This is a genomic window from Enterobacter cloacae complex sp. IR5459 (assembly GCF_049238005.1).
Classification (GTDB): Bacteria; Pseudomonadota; Gammaproteobacteria; order Enterobacterales; family Enterobacteriaceae; genus Enterobacter; species Enterobacter hormaechei_C.
Map to the genome: position 1 here is coordinate 128063 of NZ_JBMKIG010000005.1, position 15390 is coordinate 143452.

At 53.2% G+C, this 15390-nt stretch carries 18 protein-coding genes and 1 pseudogene; 8 read left to right on the forward strand and 11 right to left on the reverse strand.

Translation table 11 applies throughout. The annotated features are described in order from the left end of the window. Positions 1-241: 241 nt before the first annotated feature. Positions 242-874 carry an outer membrane protein OmpW gene (gene ompW / locus ACOTX4_RS12355; RefSeq protein WP_003856769.1) on the reverse strand — a complete coding sequence of 211 codons (633 nt, stop codon included), beginning with the start codon at positions 872-874 and terminating at the stop codon, positions 242-244. A gap of 282 nt (positions 875-1156) precedes the next feature. Between ompW and ACOTX4_RS12360 the strand changes: the two genes are divergently transcribed. From ACOTX4_RS12360 to yciA, 5 genes are all read left to right on the forward strand, one after another. Further along, positions 1157-1561 (forward strand): YkgJ family cysteine cluster protein, encoded by a 405-nt coding sequence (locus ACOTX4_RS12360; protein ID WP_003856766.1) that lies wholly within the window; start codon positions 1157-1159, stop codon positions 1559-1561. 25 nt (positions 1562-1586) lie between these two features. Further along, positions 1587-2330, forward strand: a complete 744-nt coding sequence (locus tag ACOTX4_RS12365; RefSeq protein WP_045333129.1) for a YciC family protein — start codon at positions 1587-1589, stop codon at positions 2328-2330. Positions 2331-2343: 13 nt separating this feature from the next. Continuing rightward, on the forward strand, positions 2344-2883 hold the full coding sequence (locus tag ACOTX4_RS12370) for a septation protein A (protein WP_003856762.1): 540 nt from the start codon (positions 2344-2346) through the stop codon (positions 2881-2883). Positions 2884-3063: 180 nt separating this feature from the next. Further along, positions 3064-5250 carry a TonB-dependent siderophore receptor gene (locus ACOTX4_RS12375; RefSeq protein WP_045333130.1) on the forward strand — a complete coding sequence of 729 codons (2187 nt, stop codon included), beginning with the start codon at positions 3064-3066 and terminating at the stop codon, positions 5248-5250. A gap of 98 nt (positions 5251-5348) precedes the next feature. Beyond that, positions 5349-5744 (forward strand): acyl-CoA thioester hydrolase YciA, encoded by a 396-nt coding sequence (gene yciA / locus ACOTX4_RS12380; RefSeq protein WP_023314256.1) that lies wholly within the window; start codon positions 5349-5351, stop codon positions 5742-5744. Between the two features lie 38 nt (positions 5745-5782). On the opposite strand, the gene tonB is transcribed toward yciA, so the two are convergent. Continuing rightward, positions 5783-6511, reverse strand: a complete 729-nt coding sequence (gene tonB / locus ACOTX4_RS12385) for a TonB system transport protein TonB (protein WP_017384230.1) — start codon at positions 6509-6511, stop codon at positions 5783-5785. A gap of 222 nt (positions 6512-6733) precedes the next feature. Between tonB and ACOTX4_RS12390 the strand changes: the two genes are divergently transcribed. Then, the gene (locus ACOTX4_RS12390; protein ID WP_023314258.1) at positions 6734-7030 is read left to right on the forward strand and encodes a YciI family protein; all 297 of its coding nucleotides are present in this window, start codon (positions 6734-6736) and stop codon (positions 7028-7030) included. A gap of 33 nt (positions 7031-7063) precedes the next feature. Here the strand turns inward: ACOTX4_RS12390 and leuE are convergent, their stop codons facing one another. From leuE to ACOTX4_RS12410, 4 genes are all read right to left on the reverse strand, one after another. Continuing rightward, complete coding sequence (gene leuE, locus ACOTX4_RS12395; protein WP_022651359.1) at positions 7064-7699, reverse strand: leucine efflux protein LeuE; 636 nt, start codon at positions 7697-7699, stop codon at positions 7064-7066. 67 nt (positions 7700-7766) lie between these two features. Beyond that, entirely contained in the window at positions 7767-8177 is a 411-nt protein-coding gene (locus ACOTX4_RS12400; protein ID WP_003856751.1) for an Exc2 family lipoprotein, read from the reverse strand. An 11-nt stretch (positions 8178-8188) separates the two neighbouring features. After that, complete coding sequence (locus tag ACOTX4_RS12405; RefSeq protein ID WP_208985927.1) at positions 8189-8317, reverse strand: KPN_01571 family protein; 129 nt, start codon at positions 8315-8317, stop codon at positions 8189-8191. A 118-nt stretch (positions 8318-8435) separates the two neighbouring features. Beyond that, a complete protein-coding gene (locus ACOTX4_RS12410; RefSeq protein WP_017384232.1) occupies positions 8436-8609 on the reverse strand; it encodes a YciY family protein in 174 nt (57 codons plus the stop codon). A 143-nt stretch (positions 8610-8752) separates the two neighbouring features. On the opposite strand from ACOTX4_RS12410, the gene cls reads away from it, so the two are divergent. Beyond that, a complete protein-coding gene (gene cls, locus ACOTX4_RS12415; RefSeq protein WP_063937631.1) occupies positions 8753-10213 on the forward strand; it encodes a cardiolipin synthase in 1461 nt (486 codons plus the stop codon). Positions 10214-10246: 33 nt separating this feature from the next. Beyond that, a complete protein-coding gene (locus tag ACOTX4_RS12420) occupies positions 10247-10576 on the forward strand; it encodes an HI1450 family dsDNA-mimic protein (RefSeq protein ID WP_003856748.1) in 330 nt (109 codons plus the stop codon). Positions 10577-10607: 31 nt separating this feature from the next. Here the strand turns inward: ACOTX4_RS12420 and ACOTX4_RS12425 are convergent. From ACOTX4_RS12425 to oppB, 5 genes and pseudogenes are all read right to left on the reverse strand, one after another. Next, positions 10608-11475, reverse strand: a pseudogene (locus ACOTX4_RS12425) (ion transporter). Positions 11476-11489: 14 nt separating this feature from the next. Next, positions 11490-12494, reverse strand: a complete 1005-nt coding sequence (gene oppF, locus ACOTX4_RS12430; protein WP_003856743.1) for a murein tripeptide/oligopeptide ABC transporter ATP-binding protein OppF — start codon at positions 12492-12494, stop codon at positions 11490-11492. Further along, positions 12491-13504 (reverse strand): ABC transporter ATP-binding protein, encoded by a 1014-nt coding sequence (locus ACOTX4_RS12435; RefSeq protein ID WP_003856742.1) that lies wholly within the window; start codon positions 13502-13504, stop codon positions 12491-12493. The genes oppF and ACOTX4_RS12435 overlap by 4 nt, the downstream gene beginning before the upstream one ends. Before the next feature lie 11 nt (positions 13505-13515). Then, positions 13516-14424 carry an oligopeptide ABC transporter permease OppC gene (gene oppC, locus ACOTX4_RS12440; protein WP_003856740.1) on the reverse strand — a complete coding sequence of 303 codons (909 nt, stop codon included), beginning with the start codon at positions 14422-14424 and terminating at the stop codon, positions 13516-13518. Positions 14425-14436: 12 nt separating this feature from the next. After that, on the reverse strand, positions 14437-15357 hold the full coding sequence (gene oppB, locus ACOTX4_RS12445) for an oligopeptide ABC transporter permease OppB (protein WP_003856738.1): 921 nt from the start codon (positions 15355-15357) through the stop codon (positions 14437-14439). Positions 15358-15390 lie beyond the last annotated feature (33 nt).

The following is a 15390-nucleotide window of genomic DNA, read 5'->3' on the forward strand; positions in this document are numbered from 1 at the left end:
GGCTTTGGCCACCGTCGTCGTCTGAGCTTCGGCAGGCATGAATGAATGGTGAGACGTGTTCCGCAAACGGAACAGATAGCACCGTGAGGTAGGCTATGTGCTGGGCTGAACGTCGTGAACTGAAACTGTTTACCTGCACAAACCGGACACTCAAATTTGATGTTGGGGATATCCCCTCCAGACAGGTGTGTGGAACAACCACCATACAGCAATCACCGGCTGACAGGGGATATATCTTCTGTCAGAAACGATAGCCTGCTGAGAACATAAATACCCACGGATCCAGACGGGTATTGATACTTTGCTGCTGCCCGCCAGCTTTAAAGCGCACGTCCGTATCAATGTCCATATACCAGACAGAGGCGTTGATCAGCCAGTCACGATTAATCAGATAATCCAGACCAACCTGTCCCGCCATGCCCCACGAGTCTTTCAGGCTGAGATCGGAGAGCCCGGCCTCTTTACCGGTATCGTTAAATTTCTCATCAAAGAAGGTGGTGTAGTTAACGCCTGCACCAATATAAGGGCGCACCTTGCTGCTGGAATCTCCGAAGTACCACTGCGCCATCAGCGTTGGTGGCAAATGGTGCACCGTGGCAATGTCCCCGGTCGGTCCTAAACCGACGCGGTGACGGAATGGCGTGGCGGCTAAAAGCTCGACGCCAATGTTATCCGTTGCCATATACGTAAACGTCAGGCCTAACTGGGTGTTATTGCTGACGTTAAACCCGCCCATACCCAGCACATTGTCGGACCCTTCCGTTGGACGTACCGTTGCCGAACCGGCACGAATAAAGAATTCACCTGCTTCATGCGCGTAAGCGCCGCCAGAGAGACTGCTTAAGATAAGGGCTGCCACCGCTAATTTTTTCATATCCGCTCCATCGTTGTGGTTTTAATTGCGGAGGAGAATATACTCACAAATGAGTAATAAGTGATCTAACACAGATCACATTAAAACCAGTAAGTTAACATTCATTGATCTAGGTTAATTTTTGGTGACACCTCATAAAGCAATAAGTTGTTACCGCGTCAATTTTTGGCATTTCATGGTTACAAAATTTTCTGTTTTCCCTCTCTTGCGCTTCCTGTAGCGGCTGGATAATTTATCGCTCTCACAATGTGATTTGATGCGTTCTACTTTTGCAGGTGTGCCATGAGTGATCATAACCCGTGCATGACGTGCGGAGCCTGTTGTGCGTATTTTCGAGTCTCTTTCTATTGGGCTGAAGCCAGCGATGGCGGCGGCACCGTTCCGGTCGATCTCACTGAACCCTTAACCCCTTTTCTGCGCTGTATGCGCGGCACCAATCAAAAACAGAGCCGCTGTGTGGCACTGGAAGGTGAACCTGGGGTATCCACCCGCTGCTCCATTTACGCGGATCGCCCCAGCCCGTGTCGCACTTTCGCGATGTCGGGAGAGGATGGGCAGGTCAATGAGGCATGCAATCGCGCCCGCGCCCGCTATGGATTACCGCCGCTTTACAAAGATATGCTTTTCCATACAAGCCTTGATGCTGCCACCAGCGTGTTATCCGGTGTACAATTGCCGGCTAATTAACACCTGCAATACTCAAGGAGAGTGCATGTCTATCACGGCGAAGTCTGTCTACCGTGACACGGGAAATTTTTTCCGCAATCAGTTCATTACCTTTTTACTGATCGCGTTGTTGTGCGCCTTTATTACGGTGGTGCTGGGTCATGCGTTCTCACCCAGTGATGAACAGATTGCCACGCTGAGCCAGGGGGATCATCTTGCAGGCAGCGCAGGGTTGTTTGACCTTGTGCAGAATATGACGCCTGAGCAACAGCAAATCTTGCTGCGCGCATCTGCGGCATCTACCTTCTCGGGTCTGATTGGCAACGCCATTCTGGCGGGTGGCGTGTTGCTGATGATCCAACTGGTATCTGCCGGCCAACGCGTCAGCGCGTTACGTACAATCGGGGCCAGTGCTCCGGTGCTGCCAAAGCTGTTTATCCTCATCTTCCTGACCACGCTGCTGGTCCAGATGGGGATCATGTTGGTGGTCGTTCCGGGCGTGCTGCTGGCTATCGTGCTTTCATTCGCGCCAGTAATGGTTGTGCAGGACAAACTGGGCATTTTCACCGCCATGCGCAGCAGCATCAGGCTCGCATGGGCCAATATGCGACTGGTCGCCCCGGCCGTTATCAGCTGGCTGCTGGCCAAGACTCTGCTGTTGCTGTTTGCGCCGAATTTTGCGGTGTTAACGCCAAACGTCGGAGCGGTTGTCGCCAATACGCTGAGCAATCTGATTTCAGCCGTGCTGCTGGTCTATTTGTTCCGCCTGTACATGTTAATTCGTCAGTAACTGGGATCGCAGAATGAAGCAGTTTCTTGATTTTTTACCGCTGATCGTATTTTTCGCTTTTTATAAGCTGTACGACATTTATGCCGGCACGCTGGCGCTGATTGTGGCAACGGCTGTGGTGCTGATTTACAGCTGGGTTCGCTATCGCAAAGTTGAAAAGATGGCGCTCATCACCTTCCTGATGGTGGCGGTGTTTGGTGGTCTGACATTGTTCTTCCACAATGATGAATTTATCAAATGGAAGGTCACGGTGATTTACGGCCTGTTTGCGGGCGCACTCCTCATCAGCCAGTGGGTGATGAAGAAGCCACTGATCCAGCGCATGCTGGGGAAAGAACTGACCCTGCCGCAGGCTGTGTGGGGGCGTCTGAATATCGCCTGGGCGCTATTTTTTATTCTGTGTGGTCTGGCGAATATCTATATCGCATTCTGGCTCCCGCAGAATATCTGGGTCAACTTCAAGGTGTTTGGCCTGACGGCGCTGACTCTTATCTTCACCCTGCTCAGCGGCGTTTATATTTATCGCCACATGCCGCAGGATGACAAGCACTGATCCTTCTGGCCAGATCGCCACGCGGTCTGGCCTCTTTTCCCGCCTTCTCTTTTCTCTACATCCTTCCTGCGAAAATGTCTGAATCATGAAGATTTTATGGAGATTGCTGTCACTTTATTGTAATGAGAATGACTATCATTAATATTCGTCATCGCATTTTTAACAAATGGAAATGAGTTGATGAATAACATAATAAGATTTGCCCCGGCTACACTTACGCTCGCCATTTTTTCAACGCTATACCAGAGCGCACACGCAGCGGAAGAGACTCTCACCGATGGTGAAACAATGGTTGTTCAGGCCACCGCTGAAGAGGCGCTGAAGCAACAGCCGGGGGTTTCCATCATCACGGCAAAGGACATAGAAAAGGATCCACCGGTTAACGATCTTTCAGAAATTATTCGCAAAATGCCCGGGGTTAACCTCACCGGAAACAGCGCGACAGGCAGCCGCGGTAACAACCGCCAGATCGACATCCGCGGTATGGGGCCGGAGAACACGCTGATTCTGATTGACGGTGTGCCGGTGACGTCACGTAACTCGGTGCGCTACAGCTGGCGCGGGGAGCGCGACACCCGCGGGGATACTAACTGGGTTCCGCCAGAGATGGTTGAGCGCATTGAAGTGCTCCGGGGACCTGCTGCCGCCCGCTATGGTTCGGGGGCGGCCGGCGGCGTCGTCAACATCATTACCAAACGCCCGACCAACGACTGGCACGGCTCACTCTCCCTGTACACTAACCAGCCTGAAAATGATAAAGAGGGGGCGACAAAACGCGCTAATTTTGATCTGAGCGGCCCCCTTGCGGGCGATGCGTTAACGATGCGCCTGTACGGGAATATCAATAAAACTGACGCAGATGCTCAGGACATCAACACCGCGCAAAATGGCTCTTACGCCGCCGGACGTGAAGGCGTGCGCAACAAGGACATCAATGCCCTGCTCTCCTGGAAACTCACGCCACAGCAGATTATCGATTTCGACTACAGCTACAGCCGCCAGGGCAATATCTACGCGGGTGATACTCAATACAGCAACAGCAACGTCAGCCCTGACGGTCTGGTGTCGTCCCTGTATGGACACGAAACCAACCGAATGTACCGCCAGTCTTATGGCATTACGCACAACGGCATCTGGGACTGGGGTCAGTCAAAGTTCGGTGTCTATTATGAAAAGACCAACAACACCCGCCTGGAAGAAGGCTCTACGGGCAAAGTTGAGGGGATGATCAATAGCGATAAATACGATACCAGCCGGCTGGAGTCATACCGTTCAACGGGTGAGCTGAACATTCCTTTCTTCTGGCTGGTCGAACAGACGCTAACCGTGGGTGCAGAATGGAATCGTGATGAACTGAACGATCCGGCCTCAATGCAGGCGACAAATGTGTCGGGAGAAGTGATTAACGGCGTTCCCGGCACGGCTTCTGAGCGCAACAGCAAAAACAGCGCTGACCTCACCGGCATCTATCTTGAGGACAATATTGAAGCGCGTCAGGGCACCAACCTGATCCCAGGGATCCGCTTTGATTATCACAATCAGTTCGGCAGCAACTGGAGCCCTAGCCTGAACGTCTCTCAGGATTTGGGTGACATGTTCAAGGTTAAAGCGGGTATCGCTCGGGTATTTAAAGCGCCAAACCTGTATCAATCCAGCGAAGGCTATCTGCTTTCCACCCGCGGTAATGGCTGCCCGAACAACGTTTCCGAAGGAAGCTGTTATTTGTTAGGCAACCCGGATCTGGATCCTGAAATCAGCGTGAACAAAGAGATTGGCCTGGCCTTTGCGCTGGAAGGCTACGAGGCTGGCATAACCTGGTTCCGCAACGATTACAAAAACAAGATCGTTTCAGGAACGGATGTGCTGGGCCAGACAAGCAGCGGCGCAAATATCCTTCAGTGGCAGAACGGAGGAAAGGCCGTTGTTGAAGGGCTGGAAGGCAACCTCACCGTCCCTGTTATTCGCGACACGCTAACCTGGCGTACTAATGCGACGTATATGATTCAGTCTAAAAGTAAAGACACCGGTAATCCGTTGTCGATTATCCCCAAATATACCGTCAACACCATGCTGGACTGGGAGGTTAACAGCAAGCTTTCAGCCAACGTAAGCTGGACGATGTACGGCCGCCAGAAGCCCAGAGAAAACGCTGAAATCCGCAAAGAGGAAAATGCGATGTCCAACAGAGAGATCGGCGCGTATTCCATCGTGGGTATCGGCAGTAACTATCAGCTGACCAAAAACCTGCGCCTGAATGCCGGCATCAGCAACCTCTTTGACAAGCAGATTTACCGTGAAAATGACGGTGCATCGACCTATAACGAACCAGGCCGTGCGTATTACGCAGGCGTGACCCTGTCCTTCTGACCCTAAGGCGCCTGCTCTGCGGGCGCTAACCCTATTCTCTCCAGCCAGAAATCATAGTAGCATCCCGCCTGAAGTCTTCAGTTACGAGTTTAAAAACAATGACAACAAATGACGCCCCACAGGGCGAACTGGTTTTACGCACACTGGCAATGCCTGCGGATACGAATGCCAATGGCGATATTTTTGGCGGCTGGTTGATGTCGCAGATGGATATGGGCGGTGCAATCCTGGCAAAAGAGATTGCACACGGGCGCGTGGTAACCGTCCGGGTCGATGGCATGACCTTCCTGCGTCCTGTCGCGGTGGGGGACGTGGTGTGCTGTTATGCACGCTGCGTAAAACGCGGCACTACGTCTGTCTCCATCAACATTGAAGTCTGGGTGAAAAAAGTCTCTTCTGAACCGATTGGTCAGCGCTATAAGGCGACGGAGGCATTGTTCATCTATGTGGCGGTGGATAGCGACGGTAAGCCCCGCCAGCTTCCACGGAGCTGATCCTCAGGTAAAAAAAAGCCTCCTTGCGGAGGCTTCTTTTATTCCATTTGTGCCCCGCCGTTCAGGCGGAAGACAATGTTCACAATCAACCCATTGCCGGGTTTACCGGCTTCATAGCGCCACCTGCGCATGGCCGATTTAACTTCACGTTCAAACATATTCGCCGGCTGTGCGGACAGGATTTCCACGTTATCGACACGTCCATCGGCCGTAACGTCGAATTTCACCCGTACACGCCCTTCAATACGTAACGCCTGAGCACGTGCCGGGTACTGCGGCTGGTTACGGCTCAGCGCGCGCGGGCCCGCGGGCGCCGTTACCGTCGGTTTTGTCGCGGTCGTGGTGTTATTCATCAGCGGACGTGACGGGGCGGCATTTTCAACCGGCTGCGTGGCGCGTGGCTCAACCGGACGCACTTCGCGTTTCGGCCGCTCTTCCACCTTTTTGACCGGCTTGGGTTTTGGCTTCGGCTTAGGTTTCGGCTCCGGCTTATGGATCACCACCGGCGCTTCTTTCGGCGGTTCAGGAACCGGCTCTGGCTCTGGCTCCGGCTCGGGTTCAACAACGGGCTGTGGTGGCGGCGGCGCAACCTGCGGCGGCTCAAGATCCGCAGGCGATACCATGGTCACAGAAATTGGCTGCGCTGGCGCCGGCATTTCAATAACCTGATGAACCGAGGTATAGAGCAGACCCGCCACGACAGCACCGTGAATAACGACGGAAAGCAGCGTCGGCCATGGAAAGCGGCGAGGTAAATCAAGGGTCATCGAAGTCATAATCATCAACGTTAAAAAAACCGAACCTCGATTTTAAATGCAAATAGCAATCATATTCAATAAGACACTTTGTCCTGGCGCAATTTAAGCGTACATGAGGGCAAAAAAGGGGCATCCAGATCAGGGTTTTAACATTGTTATTATCTTTACATTGCAGTCATTTGTGCTTTCACATAACGTAATTGTCACTTTTACCGGTTAAGGAGCTTTGCCGTGCTTTACGTGATTTACGCTGAAGATGTACCTGATTCTCTGGAGAAACGTCTTTCCGTTCGCCCTGCTCATCTGGCGCGTTTACAGTTGCTACAGGATGAAGGTCGGTTGCTGACCGCAGGCCCGATGCCTGCCGTTGACAGCAACGATCCGGGCGCGGCGGGTTTTACCGGCTCCGCGGTGATTGCCGAGTTTGAATCTCTGGAAGCCGCGCAGGCCTGGGCAGAAGCAGACCCGTACGTCGCAGCCGGCGTGTACGAGAAAGTCACGGTTCGTCCGTATAAAAAAGTATTCTGAAACGAAAGGCTCCCTCGGGAGCCTTTTCTTCATTCAGTGCAGCGACGCCAGCCTCGCCGCAAACCCGACAAACAGCAGACCTATCAGCCCGTTCCCCAGCTTCGCCAGTTTCTTTTTGGTTTTGAGGTAACGCGTGACAAACGCGCCTGAGAAAATCAGGAAGCTCATGTACATGAAGCTGATCAGCTCAAGCGTTGTGGCGAGGATCAGGAACGACGTGCCGGTATTCTTCGCATTGACATCAATGAACTGTACGAAGAACGACACGTAAAAGAGAATCGCTTTCGGGTTCGTCAGGCTCAGCACCAGCGAACGCTTAAGGATTGCGCTTGCCGGTTCGGCGCTACTTTCGTGCGCATTTTTTTGACGCATCATAACGGACCAGAGCATTTTCCCGCCCAGCCACAGCAGATAAAACGCGCCCAGATAGCGGACAATATTAAATAATACCGGAGTGGTCTGGATCAACGCGGCGACGCCCGCCCAGGCCAGAAACATCAGCACAGCATCACCAATAAACACACCGGTGGCTGCCAGATAGCCTTTCTTAACGCCGTGGCCAATCCCTGTTTTCAGCACAAACAAGGTGTTCGGTCCTGGAACCAGCACGATAAAAAATGCGCCGACAACATAGGTCCAGAAATTCAGTACACCAAACTCCGCAAACACGTCTCACTCCTTTCGCTCAAAAACAGCGGGGATACCGGTAATTACGGTATCCCCTTAATCAGTTGCGCTATTGTACGCCGTTATAGCCATCAAGATAAGTCGCGGCCAGTTCGTTGCCAAATAATATGGCGTCTTTACTGTCCATGTCCGATGACCATTTATCCTTCGTGTTGCCTGCGAACAATTCCTGAGACGTCGCATTTTCTTTTAGCTGATCGCGAATGCTTTGTGCGTATTCACTGGCTTCAGCCTGAGTCCGCCCTTCCGCGCGGTCAGCTTTGCCCCGGGCATAAAGCTCGCGGAACTGCGCCACGTTCAGCTGATAATTTTTCTGCACGCTGGAGGTGTAATTGCCGCCAGTAAAGCTGGACTGATGCGACACGAAATAAAACGCGTGCCGTTCGGGTGAGGTTTTGCTGCTGGCACAACCGCTTAATATCGCAATCCCAAAGAGTGCTGCCATTACTTTTCCGTTCATCCTTTGTTCCTTTAATAAAGCCAATGTATTCCCCATGCGAAAACATAATCTGCCAATGAGGAAAATGACGAAAGTCCTAAATCTTCCCTGAGCGCATCCAGCGCCAAAAGTACAATAAAAATCCAGAGATAAGGATTCATCTTTTAATATCATGACGTTAAGGGGACTCAGTATATCGCGGAAAGCAGATGGGAAGAGACTGCAAAAATTGATAGCCTGGATATTTAATGGGCACCTTTACGGTGCCCTTCATGCTTTTCAGATGTCCTGGACCGCGAACAACAGCGCGTTACGGTGTCTGTTCAGGCCACATTTTCTGATGGCGTGGATACGCATATTGCGGCGGGATTGTGCTTCCAGCCAACGAGCCTTACGACGACTCACCTGTCGCAACATGCGCCAGCGCCCAACTTCAGTTCTACTGCGCTTCATGTCTACAACTCTTTCTCTAACAGAGATGCCATTATATGCCTAAGCAGGCGGCAAACCAGCGCTTTTATCTGGTGTTTTTATTTGCCAGATGAATCCTGATGCGTAAACTCATAACAATACGCTTTCAAAAGGATTTTTTATTTATGACAACCTTCTACACCGTGGTGAGTTGGCTGGTCATTTTAGGATACTGGCTGTTAATAGCCGGGGTGACGTTGCGCATTCTGATGAAACGCAGAGCGGTACCTTCCGCCATGGCCTGGCTTCTGATTATCTATATTCTGCCGCTGGTGGGCATCATCGCCTATCTCGCTTTCGGTGAACTTCATCTGGGTAAACGCCGCGCCGAACGCGCCCGCGCCATGTGGCCCTCCACGGCGAAATGGCTTGCCGACCTTAAAGCCTGCAAGCATATCTTCGCTGAAGAGAACAGCAGCGTGGCCGCATCTCTGTTCAAGCTGTGCGAACGCCGCCAGGGGATTGCTGGGGTAAAAGGTAATCAACTGCAACTGATGACCTCTTCCGATGATGTGATGCAGGCGCTGATCCGTGATATCCAGCTCGCACGGCATAATATCGAGATGGTGTTTTATATCTGGCAGCCGGGCGGCATGGCGGACCAGGTCGCCGAATCACTAATGGCCGCTGCACGTCGCGGTATCCACTGCCGCCTGATGCTGGACTCCGCCGGCAGCGTGGCCTTTTTCCGTAGCCCGTGGGCAGGCATGATGCGCAACGCCGGTATCGAGGTGGTCGAGGCGCTGAAAGTGAATCTTTTCCGCGTCTTTCTGCGCCGCATGGATCTCCGCCAGCACCGGAAAATGGTTCTGATCGATAACTTTATCGCCTACACCGGCAGCATGAACATGGTTGACCCCCGCTTCTTCAAGCAGGATTCCGGCGTGGGGCAATGGATCGATCTGATGGCGCGGATGGAGGGACCGATCGCGACCTCAATGGGTATCGTCTACTCCTGCGACTGGGAAATTGAAACCGGTAAACGCATTCTTCCCCCGCCCCCGGATGGCAATATCATGCCGTTTGAGGAAGCCAGCGGGCACACTATCCACACTATCGCATCCGGTCCTGGCTTCCCGGAAGATCTGATCCATCAGGCACTGCTGACCGCCGCCTACTCCGCGCGGGAATATCTGATCATGACCACGCCCTATTTCGTTCCCAGCGACGACCTTCTGCATGCCATCTGTACAGCGGCACAGCGCGGAGTGGATGTGAGCATTATTATGCCGCGCAAGAACGATTCGCTGCTGGTGGGATGGGCAAGCCGCGCGTTCTTTAGTGAGCTGCTGGCCGCAGGCGTTAAAATTTATCAGTTCGAAGGCGGGCTGTTACATACCAAGAGCGTGCTGGTGGACGGAGAGCTGAGCCTGGTGGGCACCGTTAACCTCGATATGCGCAGTCTATGGCTGAATTTTGAAATTACGCTGGTCATTGATGACGCCGGGTTCGGTGGCGATCTGGCAGCGGTTCAGGACGATTATATCTCCCGCTCACGCCTGCTGGACGCCAGACTGTGGGCGAAACGTCCGCTGTGGCAGCGAATTGCCGAACGACTGTTTTACTTCTTTAGCCCGTTGCTGTAAAACGTGCCCAACGATGTTTAACAGGTAGTCATCATGGAAATGGATCTGAACAATCGCCTGACCGAAGACGAAACGCTCGAACAGGCCTACGATATTTTTCTCGAGCTGGCGGTCGATAATCTCGACCCTGCTGACGTCATTCTTTTCAACCTGCAATTTGAAGAGCGTGGCGGTGCTGAGCTGTTCGATCCGGCTGAAGACTGGGCCGAACACGTCGATTTTGACCTCAACCCGGACTTCTTCGCAGAGGTGGTGATTGGCCTGGCAGATGAAGACGGCGGAGAAATTAACGACATCTTTGCCCGCGTCCTGCTGTGCCGCGAGAAAGACCACAAACTGTGCCATATTCTCTGGCGCGAATAATAAAAAAGGCTGCCCGCGCAGCCTTTTTTATTTAATCCGGTAAGGCATTTCCACAGCGGTGACAAAACCGCGCGCCGGGTTCATGATTCCCCTGCTGACAATTCGGACATTTGCGTTGCTGCTTGCTGTTCTGGAAGGCGCTGCTCATATGGGTGGTAATTAGCCCCGTTGGTATCGCTATTACTGAATAGCCGATCAGGATAAGAACCGATGCCACAATACGTCCGAGCGGCGTATGCGGGGTAATATCACCATAGCCCACGGTGGTCACCGTGACGATAGCCCAGTAAACAGACGCATTAAGCGTGGTAAACCCGTATTTTGGCCCTTCGATTAAATACATCAGGGAGCCAAAAACGATCATCACGATAGCAATAAACGAATAGAAGAGAATCAGCTGGTGGCGGGCGCTGACAATGGCGACCCAAAAAACCCGCAGCGACGGCATAAAGCGCAGCAGTTTGAGAATTCGTAACACGCGAATCGCCCGCATTGCGCGCCAGGCAAACACATAATTCAGGCTGATCTCAGGCCACAGCCACATGACATACAGCGGCAGGATGGTGGCTAAATCAATAAATCCCCAGAAGCTGAAAACGTATTTCGCCGGATTTGGCCAGCTAATGACCCTCAGCACATATTCCGCGGTAAACACCAGCGTGACAATCAATTCCAGCCAGACGAAAACGTGCCACTCCTCGTACGTCATATGGTACTGCGTTCCGGCGCCGGATTCGATAAAGATAATAATGACGCTAATCAGGGCAAATAAACCACACAGGCCTTCGAAACGGCGACCGGAAACCGTCTCAGGATCAAATAAAAGGTGATACAGCCGCTGACGGGCCGACGTGAAAAATCGCGACACATTAACCTCGAAAAATAAGGGCTGACATCATGTCAGCCCTTGCGATTATAACGGGTCTACTTTCAGGCAGGAAACCGCATGTCGGAAACTGCCCTCCAGGACCGGCCGTGTTTTTGCACATTCCGGCCCGGCTATTGGGCATCGCGTACGGAATACGCAGCCTGAAGGCGGGTTGATTGGCGAAGGCAGTTCACCTTCCAGAAGCTGAATGGTTTTATTTTTTTCCAGATCGGGATCCGGAACGGGAACCGCAGACATCAGCGCTTTGGTATAAGGGTGCAGCGGATTGTGGTACACCTCATCATACGTACCCAGCTCCACGGCGTGGCCCAGATACATGACCAGCACACGGTCCGAAATGTGTTTTACCACCGCCAGATCGTGGGCGATGAAGATCAGCGACAGCCCCATTTCCCGTTGCAGTTTCTGTAGCAGGTTAACCACCTGGGCCTGGATGGAGACGTCCAGCGCCGAAACCGGCTCATCACAGATAATCAGTTTTGGTTCAAGGATCAACGCGCGTGCGATACCGATACGTTGGCACTGACCGCCGGAAAACTCGTGTGGGTAGCGGTTAATGAGGTTAGGCAACAGACCCACCTTGAGCATCATCGCTTTCACCCGATCGCGAACTTCCTGGCGCGGCATCTTCGGATGATAGGTGCGCAGCGGCTCGGCAATGATTTCGCCAATGGTCATACGCGGGTTCAGGGACGCCAGCGGATCCTGGAAAATCATCTGGATGTCGCTGCGCACGTCGCGCCATTCATCCGGCTTCATCCCCAGCAGATCTTTGCCAAGCCAGGCCACTTTCCCGTCGGTGGCCTTCACCAGGCCGATGATCGCACGCGCAAATGTCGATTTGCCGCAGCCAGATTCACCCACCACGCCCAGGGTCTCCCCTTCGTACAGGCGTAGCGTGACGCCATCCACCGCTTTCAGGGTTTTGGCAGGCTGCCAGAACCACTGTTTACCGTCTTTGATATCGAAATGGACCTTCAGGTCAGCGATTTCGAGCAGCACATTTCTTTTTTCGTCGATTGCGTTCATACCAGCTCCTCCAGCGGCTTAAAGCAGGCGCGCAGACGGCCTGGGACAAACGCTTCCAGCGGCGGTGCGCTGTTACAGATTTCCATCGCATGCGGACAACGCGGCTGGAACGGACAGCCTTTTGGCAGACGCAGCAGGTTTGGCGGGTTACCCGGGATAGTCAGCAGCGACTCCCCTTCCGCATCAAGGCGCGGTACGGCATTCAGCAACCCGATAGAGTACGGATGGGCTGGCTGGTAGAATACATCGCGGGCATTACCGTATTCCATCGTGCGGCCTGCATACATGACTAACACTTTGTCGCAGATCCCGGCAACGACGCCTAAATCGTGGGTGATCATGATGATGGCGGTGTTGAACTCGCGCTTCAGCTCGTTCAGCAACGTCATGATCTGCGCCTGGACGGTCACGTCCAGAGCGGTGGTCGGTTCATCAGCGATCAGCAGTTTTGGCCGACAAAGCAATGCCATCGCGATCATGACGCGCTGGCGCATACCGCCGGAGAATTCGTGCGGATACATGCGCATGCGCTTACGTGCCTCAGGCATTTTCACCGCATCCAGCATTTTGACGGACTCTTCAAACGCTTCGGCTTTACCCAGCCCTTTGTGGAGCATCAGCACTTCCATCAGCTGTTCGCCCACACGCATATAGGGGTTCAGGGACGTCATCGGGTCCTGGAAAATCATTGAAATCTGCTCGGCGCGCAGCTTATTCAGCTCATGTTCCGGCAAATTCAGGATCTCTTTTCCGTTAAACGTCGCCGAACCACCGATCACGCCGTTTGATGCCAGCAGGCCCATCAGCGCGAATGCGGTCTGGGATTTACCGGAACCGGATTCGCCCACAATGCCCAGCGTTTCACCGGCACGCAGGTCGAAGTTGAGATCGTTAACGGCAGTAACATCACCGTCGGGGGTTTTAAACGTCACGCGGAGGTCTTTAACGTCCAGCAGTGCGCTGGTCCGCTGTTGCGCCTGTGGCGCGGTTGCCGTTTCAATAATAGTCATGACGGCGCTCCTTAACGGTCTTTCGGGTCGAGGGCATCACGCAGGCCATCGCCGATAAAGTTGAAACAGAACAGGGTGACGACCAGGAAGCCCGCCGGATACAGGAGTAACCACGGTGACACTTCCATGGAGTTTGCGCCATCACTTAACAGAGCGCCCCAGCTACTCAGCGGCTCTTGCGTACCTAATCCCAGGAAGCTCAGGAAAGATTCAAACAGGATCATACTTGGCACCAACAGGGAGGCGTATACCACCACCACGCCCAGCACGTTAGGAACGATATGACGCACCACAATATTGGCGGTAGAAACACCACCAACCTGTGCGGCTTCGATAAACTCCTTACGTTTGAGGCTCAGCGTCTGGCCGCGCACAATACGCGCCATATCCAGCCAGGACACCATCCCGATCGCCACGAAGATCAGCAGGATATTTTGACCAAAGAAGGTCACCAGCAGAATGACGAAGAACATGAACGGGAAGGAGTTCAGGATTTCTAGCAGACGCATCATCACGGAGTCCACTTTCCCGCCGAGGTATCCGGAAAGCGAACCGTAAAGCGTGCCGACGATCACCGCCACCAGCGCCGCCGCGATGCCAACCATCAGGGAGATACGGCCGCCAATCGCCACTCGCACCAGCAAATCACGCCCGGAAGAGTCGGTACCGAAATAGTGCCCGGATTCCATATCCGGCGCGCTGGACATCATGCCCCAGTCCGTATCGAAATAGGTGAACTGAGAGAGCATTGGCGCCAGGGTGACAAACAGCGCAATAAGCACCAGCACGACCAGGCTGGCAACGGCGGCACGGTTATGCATAAAACGACGGCGGGCGTCCTGCCAAAGGCTACGACCTTCAACCTCCAGCTTTTCACTGAAGTTTTCCAGCGCCTCGCTGTTTTTCTTACTCAACATCATGGCGTGCTCCAGTTAGTAACGGATTTTCGGGTCGATAACGGCATACAGCACATCGACAACGGCATTAAACAGAATGGTCAGCGCGCCCACGAGGATCGTCAGGCTCAGCACCAGCGAATAGTCACGGTTAAGCGCCCCGTTAACAAACAGCTGCCCGATGCCCGGCAGACCATAAATGGTTTCAATCACCATTGAACCGGTGATAATGCCGACGAAAGCAGGCCCCATATAGGAGAGTACCGGTAACAGTGCAGGCTTGAGGGCATGACGGAAAATAATCCGGCGCATCGGCAGCCCTTTCGCACGGGCGGTACGGATGAAGTTCGAATGCAGGACTTCAATCATTGAACCGCGGGTAATACGGGCGATACTGGCGATGTAGGCCAGAGATAATGCCACCATCGGCAATATCATGAACTTCAGCGCCCCGCCGTTCCAGCCGCCTCCGGGAAGCCATTTCAGGGTTATGGCGAATATCATGACCAGCAACGGCGCAACAACGAAGCTGGGGATAACCACCCCGGTCATTGCGACCCCCATTACGGCGTAATCCCATCGGGTATTTTGTTTAAGCGCAGCGATAACGCCCGCAGTGACACCGAGAACAACGGCCAGGATAAATGCAGCAGCTCCTAATTTAGCCGATACCGGGAAGCTGGACGCCACCAGGTCGTTAACGGAATAGTCTTTATATTTAAATGACGGACCAAAATCACCGTGTGCAAGTTGCTTCAGATAGTTGAAGTACTGCGTGGTGATAGGATCGTTTAAATGGTATTTCGCTTCGATGTTGGCCATAACTTCTGGCGGAAGCGTGCGTTCACCGGTAAAAGGACTGCCCGGCGCAAGACGCATCATGAAGAAGGAAATTGTAATTAGAATAAATAACGTTGGAATCGCTTCAAGACAGCGACGCAGGATAAATTTCAACATTGCCCGTACCTTCTGGCGTGTGCCTGATGAATG

Bases quoted from the DNA above. Each gene is read 5' to 3' on its own strand.
- ompW (WP_003856769.1), bottom strand. From the start codon at position 874: ATGAAAAAATTAGCGGTGGCAGCCCTTATCTTAAGCAGTCTCTCTGGC.
- ACOTX4_RS12360 (WP_003856766.1), top strand. From the start codon at position 1,157: ATGAGTGATCATAACCCGTGCATGACGTGCGGAGCCTGTTGTGCGTAT.
- ACOTX4_RS12365 (WP_045333129.1), top strand. From the start codon at position 1,587: ATGTCTATCACGGCGAAGTCTGTCTACCGTGACACGGGAAATTTTTTC.
- ACOTX4_RS12370 (WP_003856762.1), top strand. From the start codon at position 2,344: ATGAAGCAGTTTCTTGATTTTTTACCGCTGATCGTATTTTTCGCTTTT.
- ACOTX4_RS12375 (WP_045333130.1), top strand. From the start codon at position 3,064: ATGAATAACATAATAAGATTTGCCCCGGCTACACTTACGCTCGCCATT.
- yciA (WP_023314256.1), top strand. From the start codon at position 5,349: ATGACAACAAATGACGCCCCACAGGGCGAACTGGTTTTACGCACACTG.
- tonB (WP_017384230.1), bottom strand. From the start codon at position 6,511: ATGACCCTTGATTTACCTCGCCGCTTTCCATGGCCGACGCTGCTTTCC.
- ACOTX4_RS12400 (WP_003856751.1), bottom strand. From the start codon at position 8,177: ATGAACGGAAAAGTAATGGCAGCACTCTTTGGGATTGCGATATTAAGC.
- ACOTX4_RS12405 (WP_208985927.1), bottom strand. From the start codon at position 8,317: ATGAATCCTTATCTCTGGATTTTTATTGTACTTTTGGCGCTGGATGCG.
- ACOTX4_RS12410 (WP_017384232.1), bottom strand. From the start codon at position 8,609: ATGAAGCGCAGTAGAACTGAAGTTGGGCGCTGGCGCATGTTGCGACAG.
- cls (WP_063937631.1), top strand. From the start codon at position 8,753: ATGACAACCTTCTACACCGTGGTGAGTTGGCTGGTCATTTTAGGATAC.
- ACOTX4_RS12420 (WP_003856748.1), top strand. From the start codon at position 10,247: ATGGAAATGGATCTGAACAATCGCCTGACCGAAGACGAAACGCTCGAA.
- oppF (WP_003856743.1), bottom strand. From the start codon at position 12,494: ATGAACGCAATCGACGAAAAAAGAAATGTGCTGCTCGAAATCGCTGAC.
- ACOTX4_RS12435 (WP_003856742.1), bottom strand. From the start codon at position 13,504: ATGACTATTATTGAAACGGCAACCGCGCCACAGGCGCAACAGCGGACC.
- oppC (WP_003856740.1), bottom strand. From the start codon at position 14,424: ATGATGTTGAGTAAGAAAAACAGCGAGGCGCTGGAAAACTTCAGTGAA.
- oppB (WP_003856738.1), bottom strand. From the start codon at position 15,357: ATGTTGAAATTTATCCTGCGTCGCTGTCTTGAAGCGATTCCAACGTTA.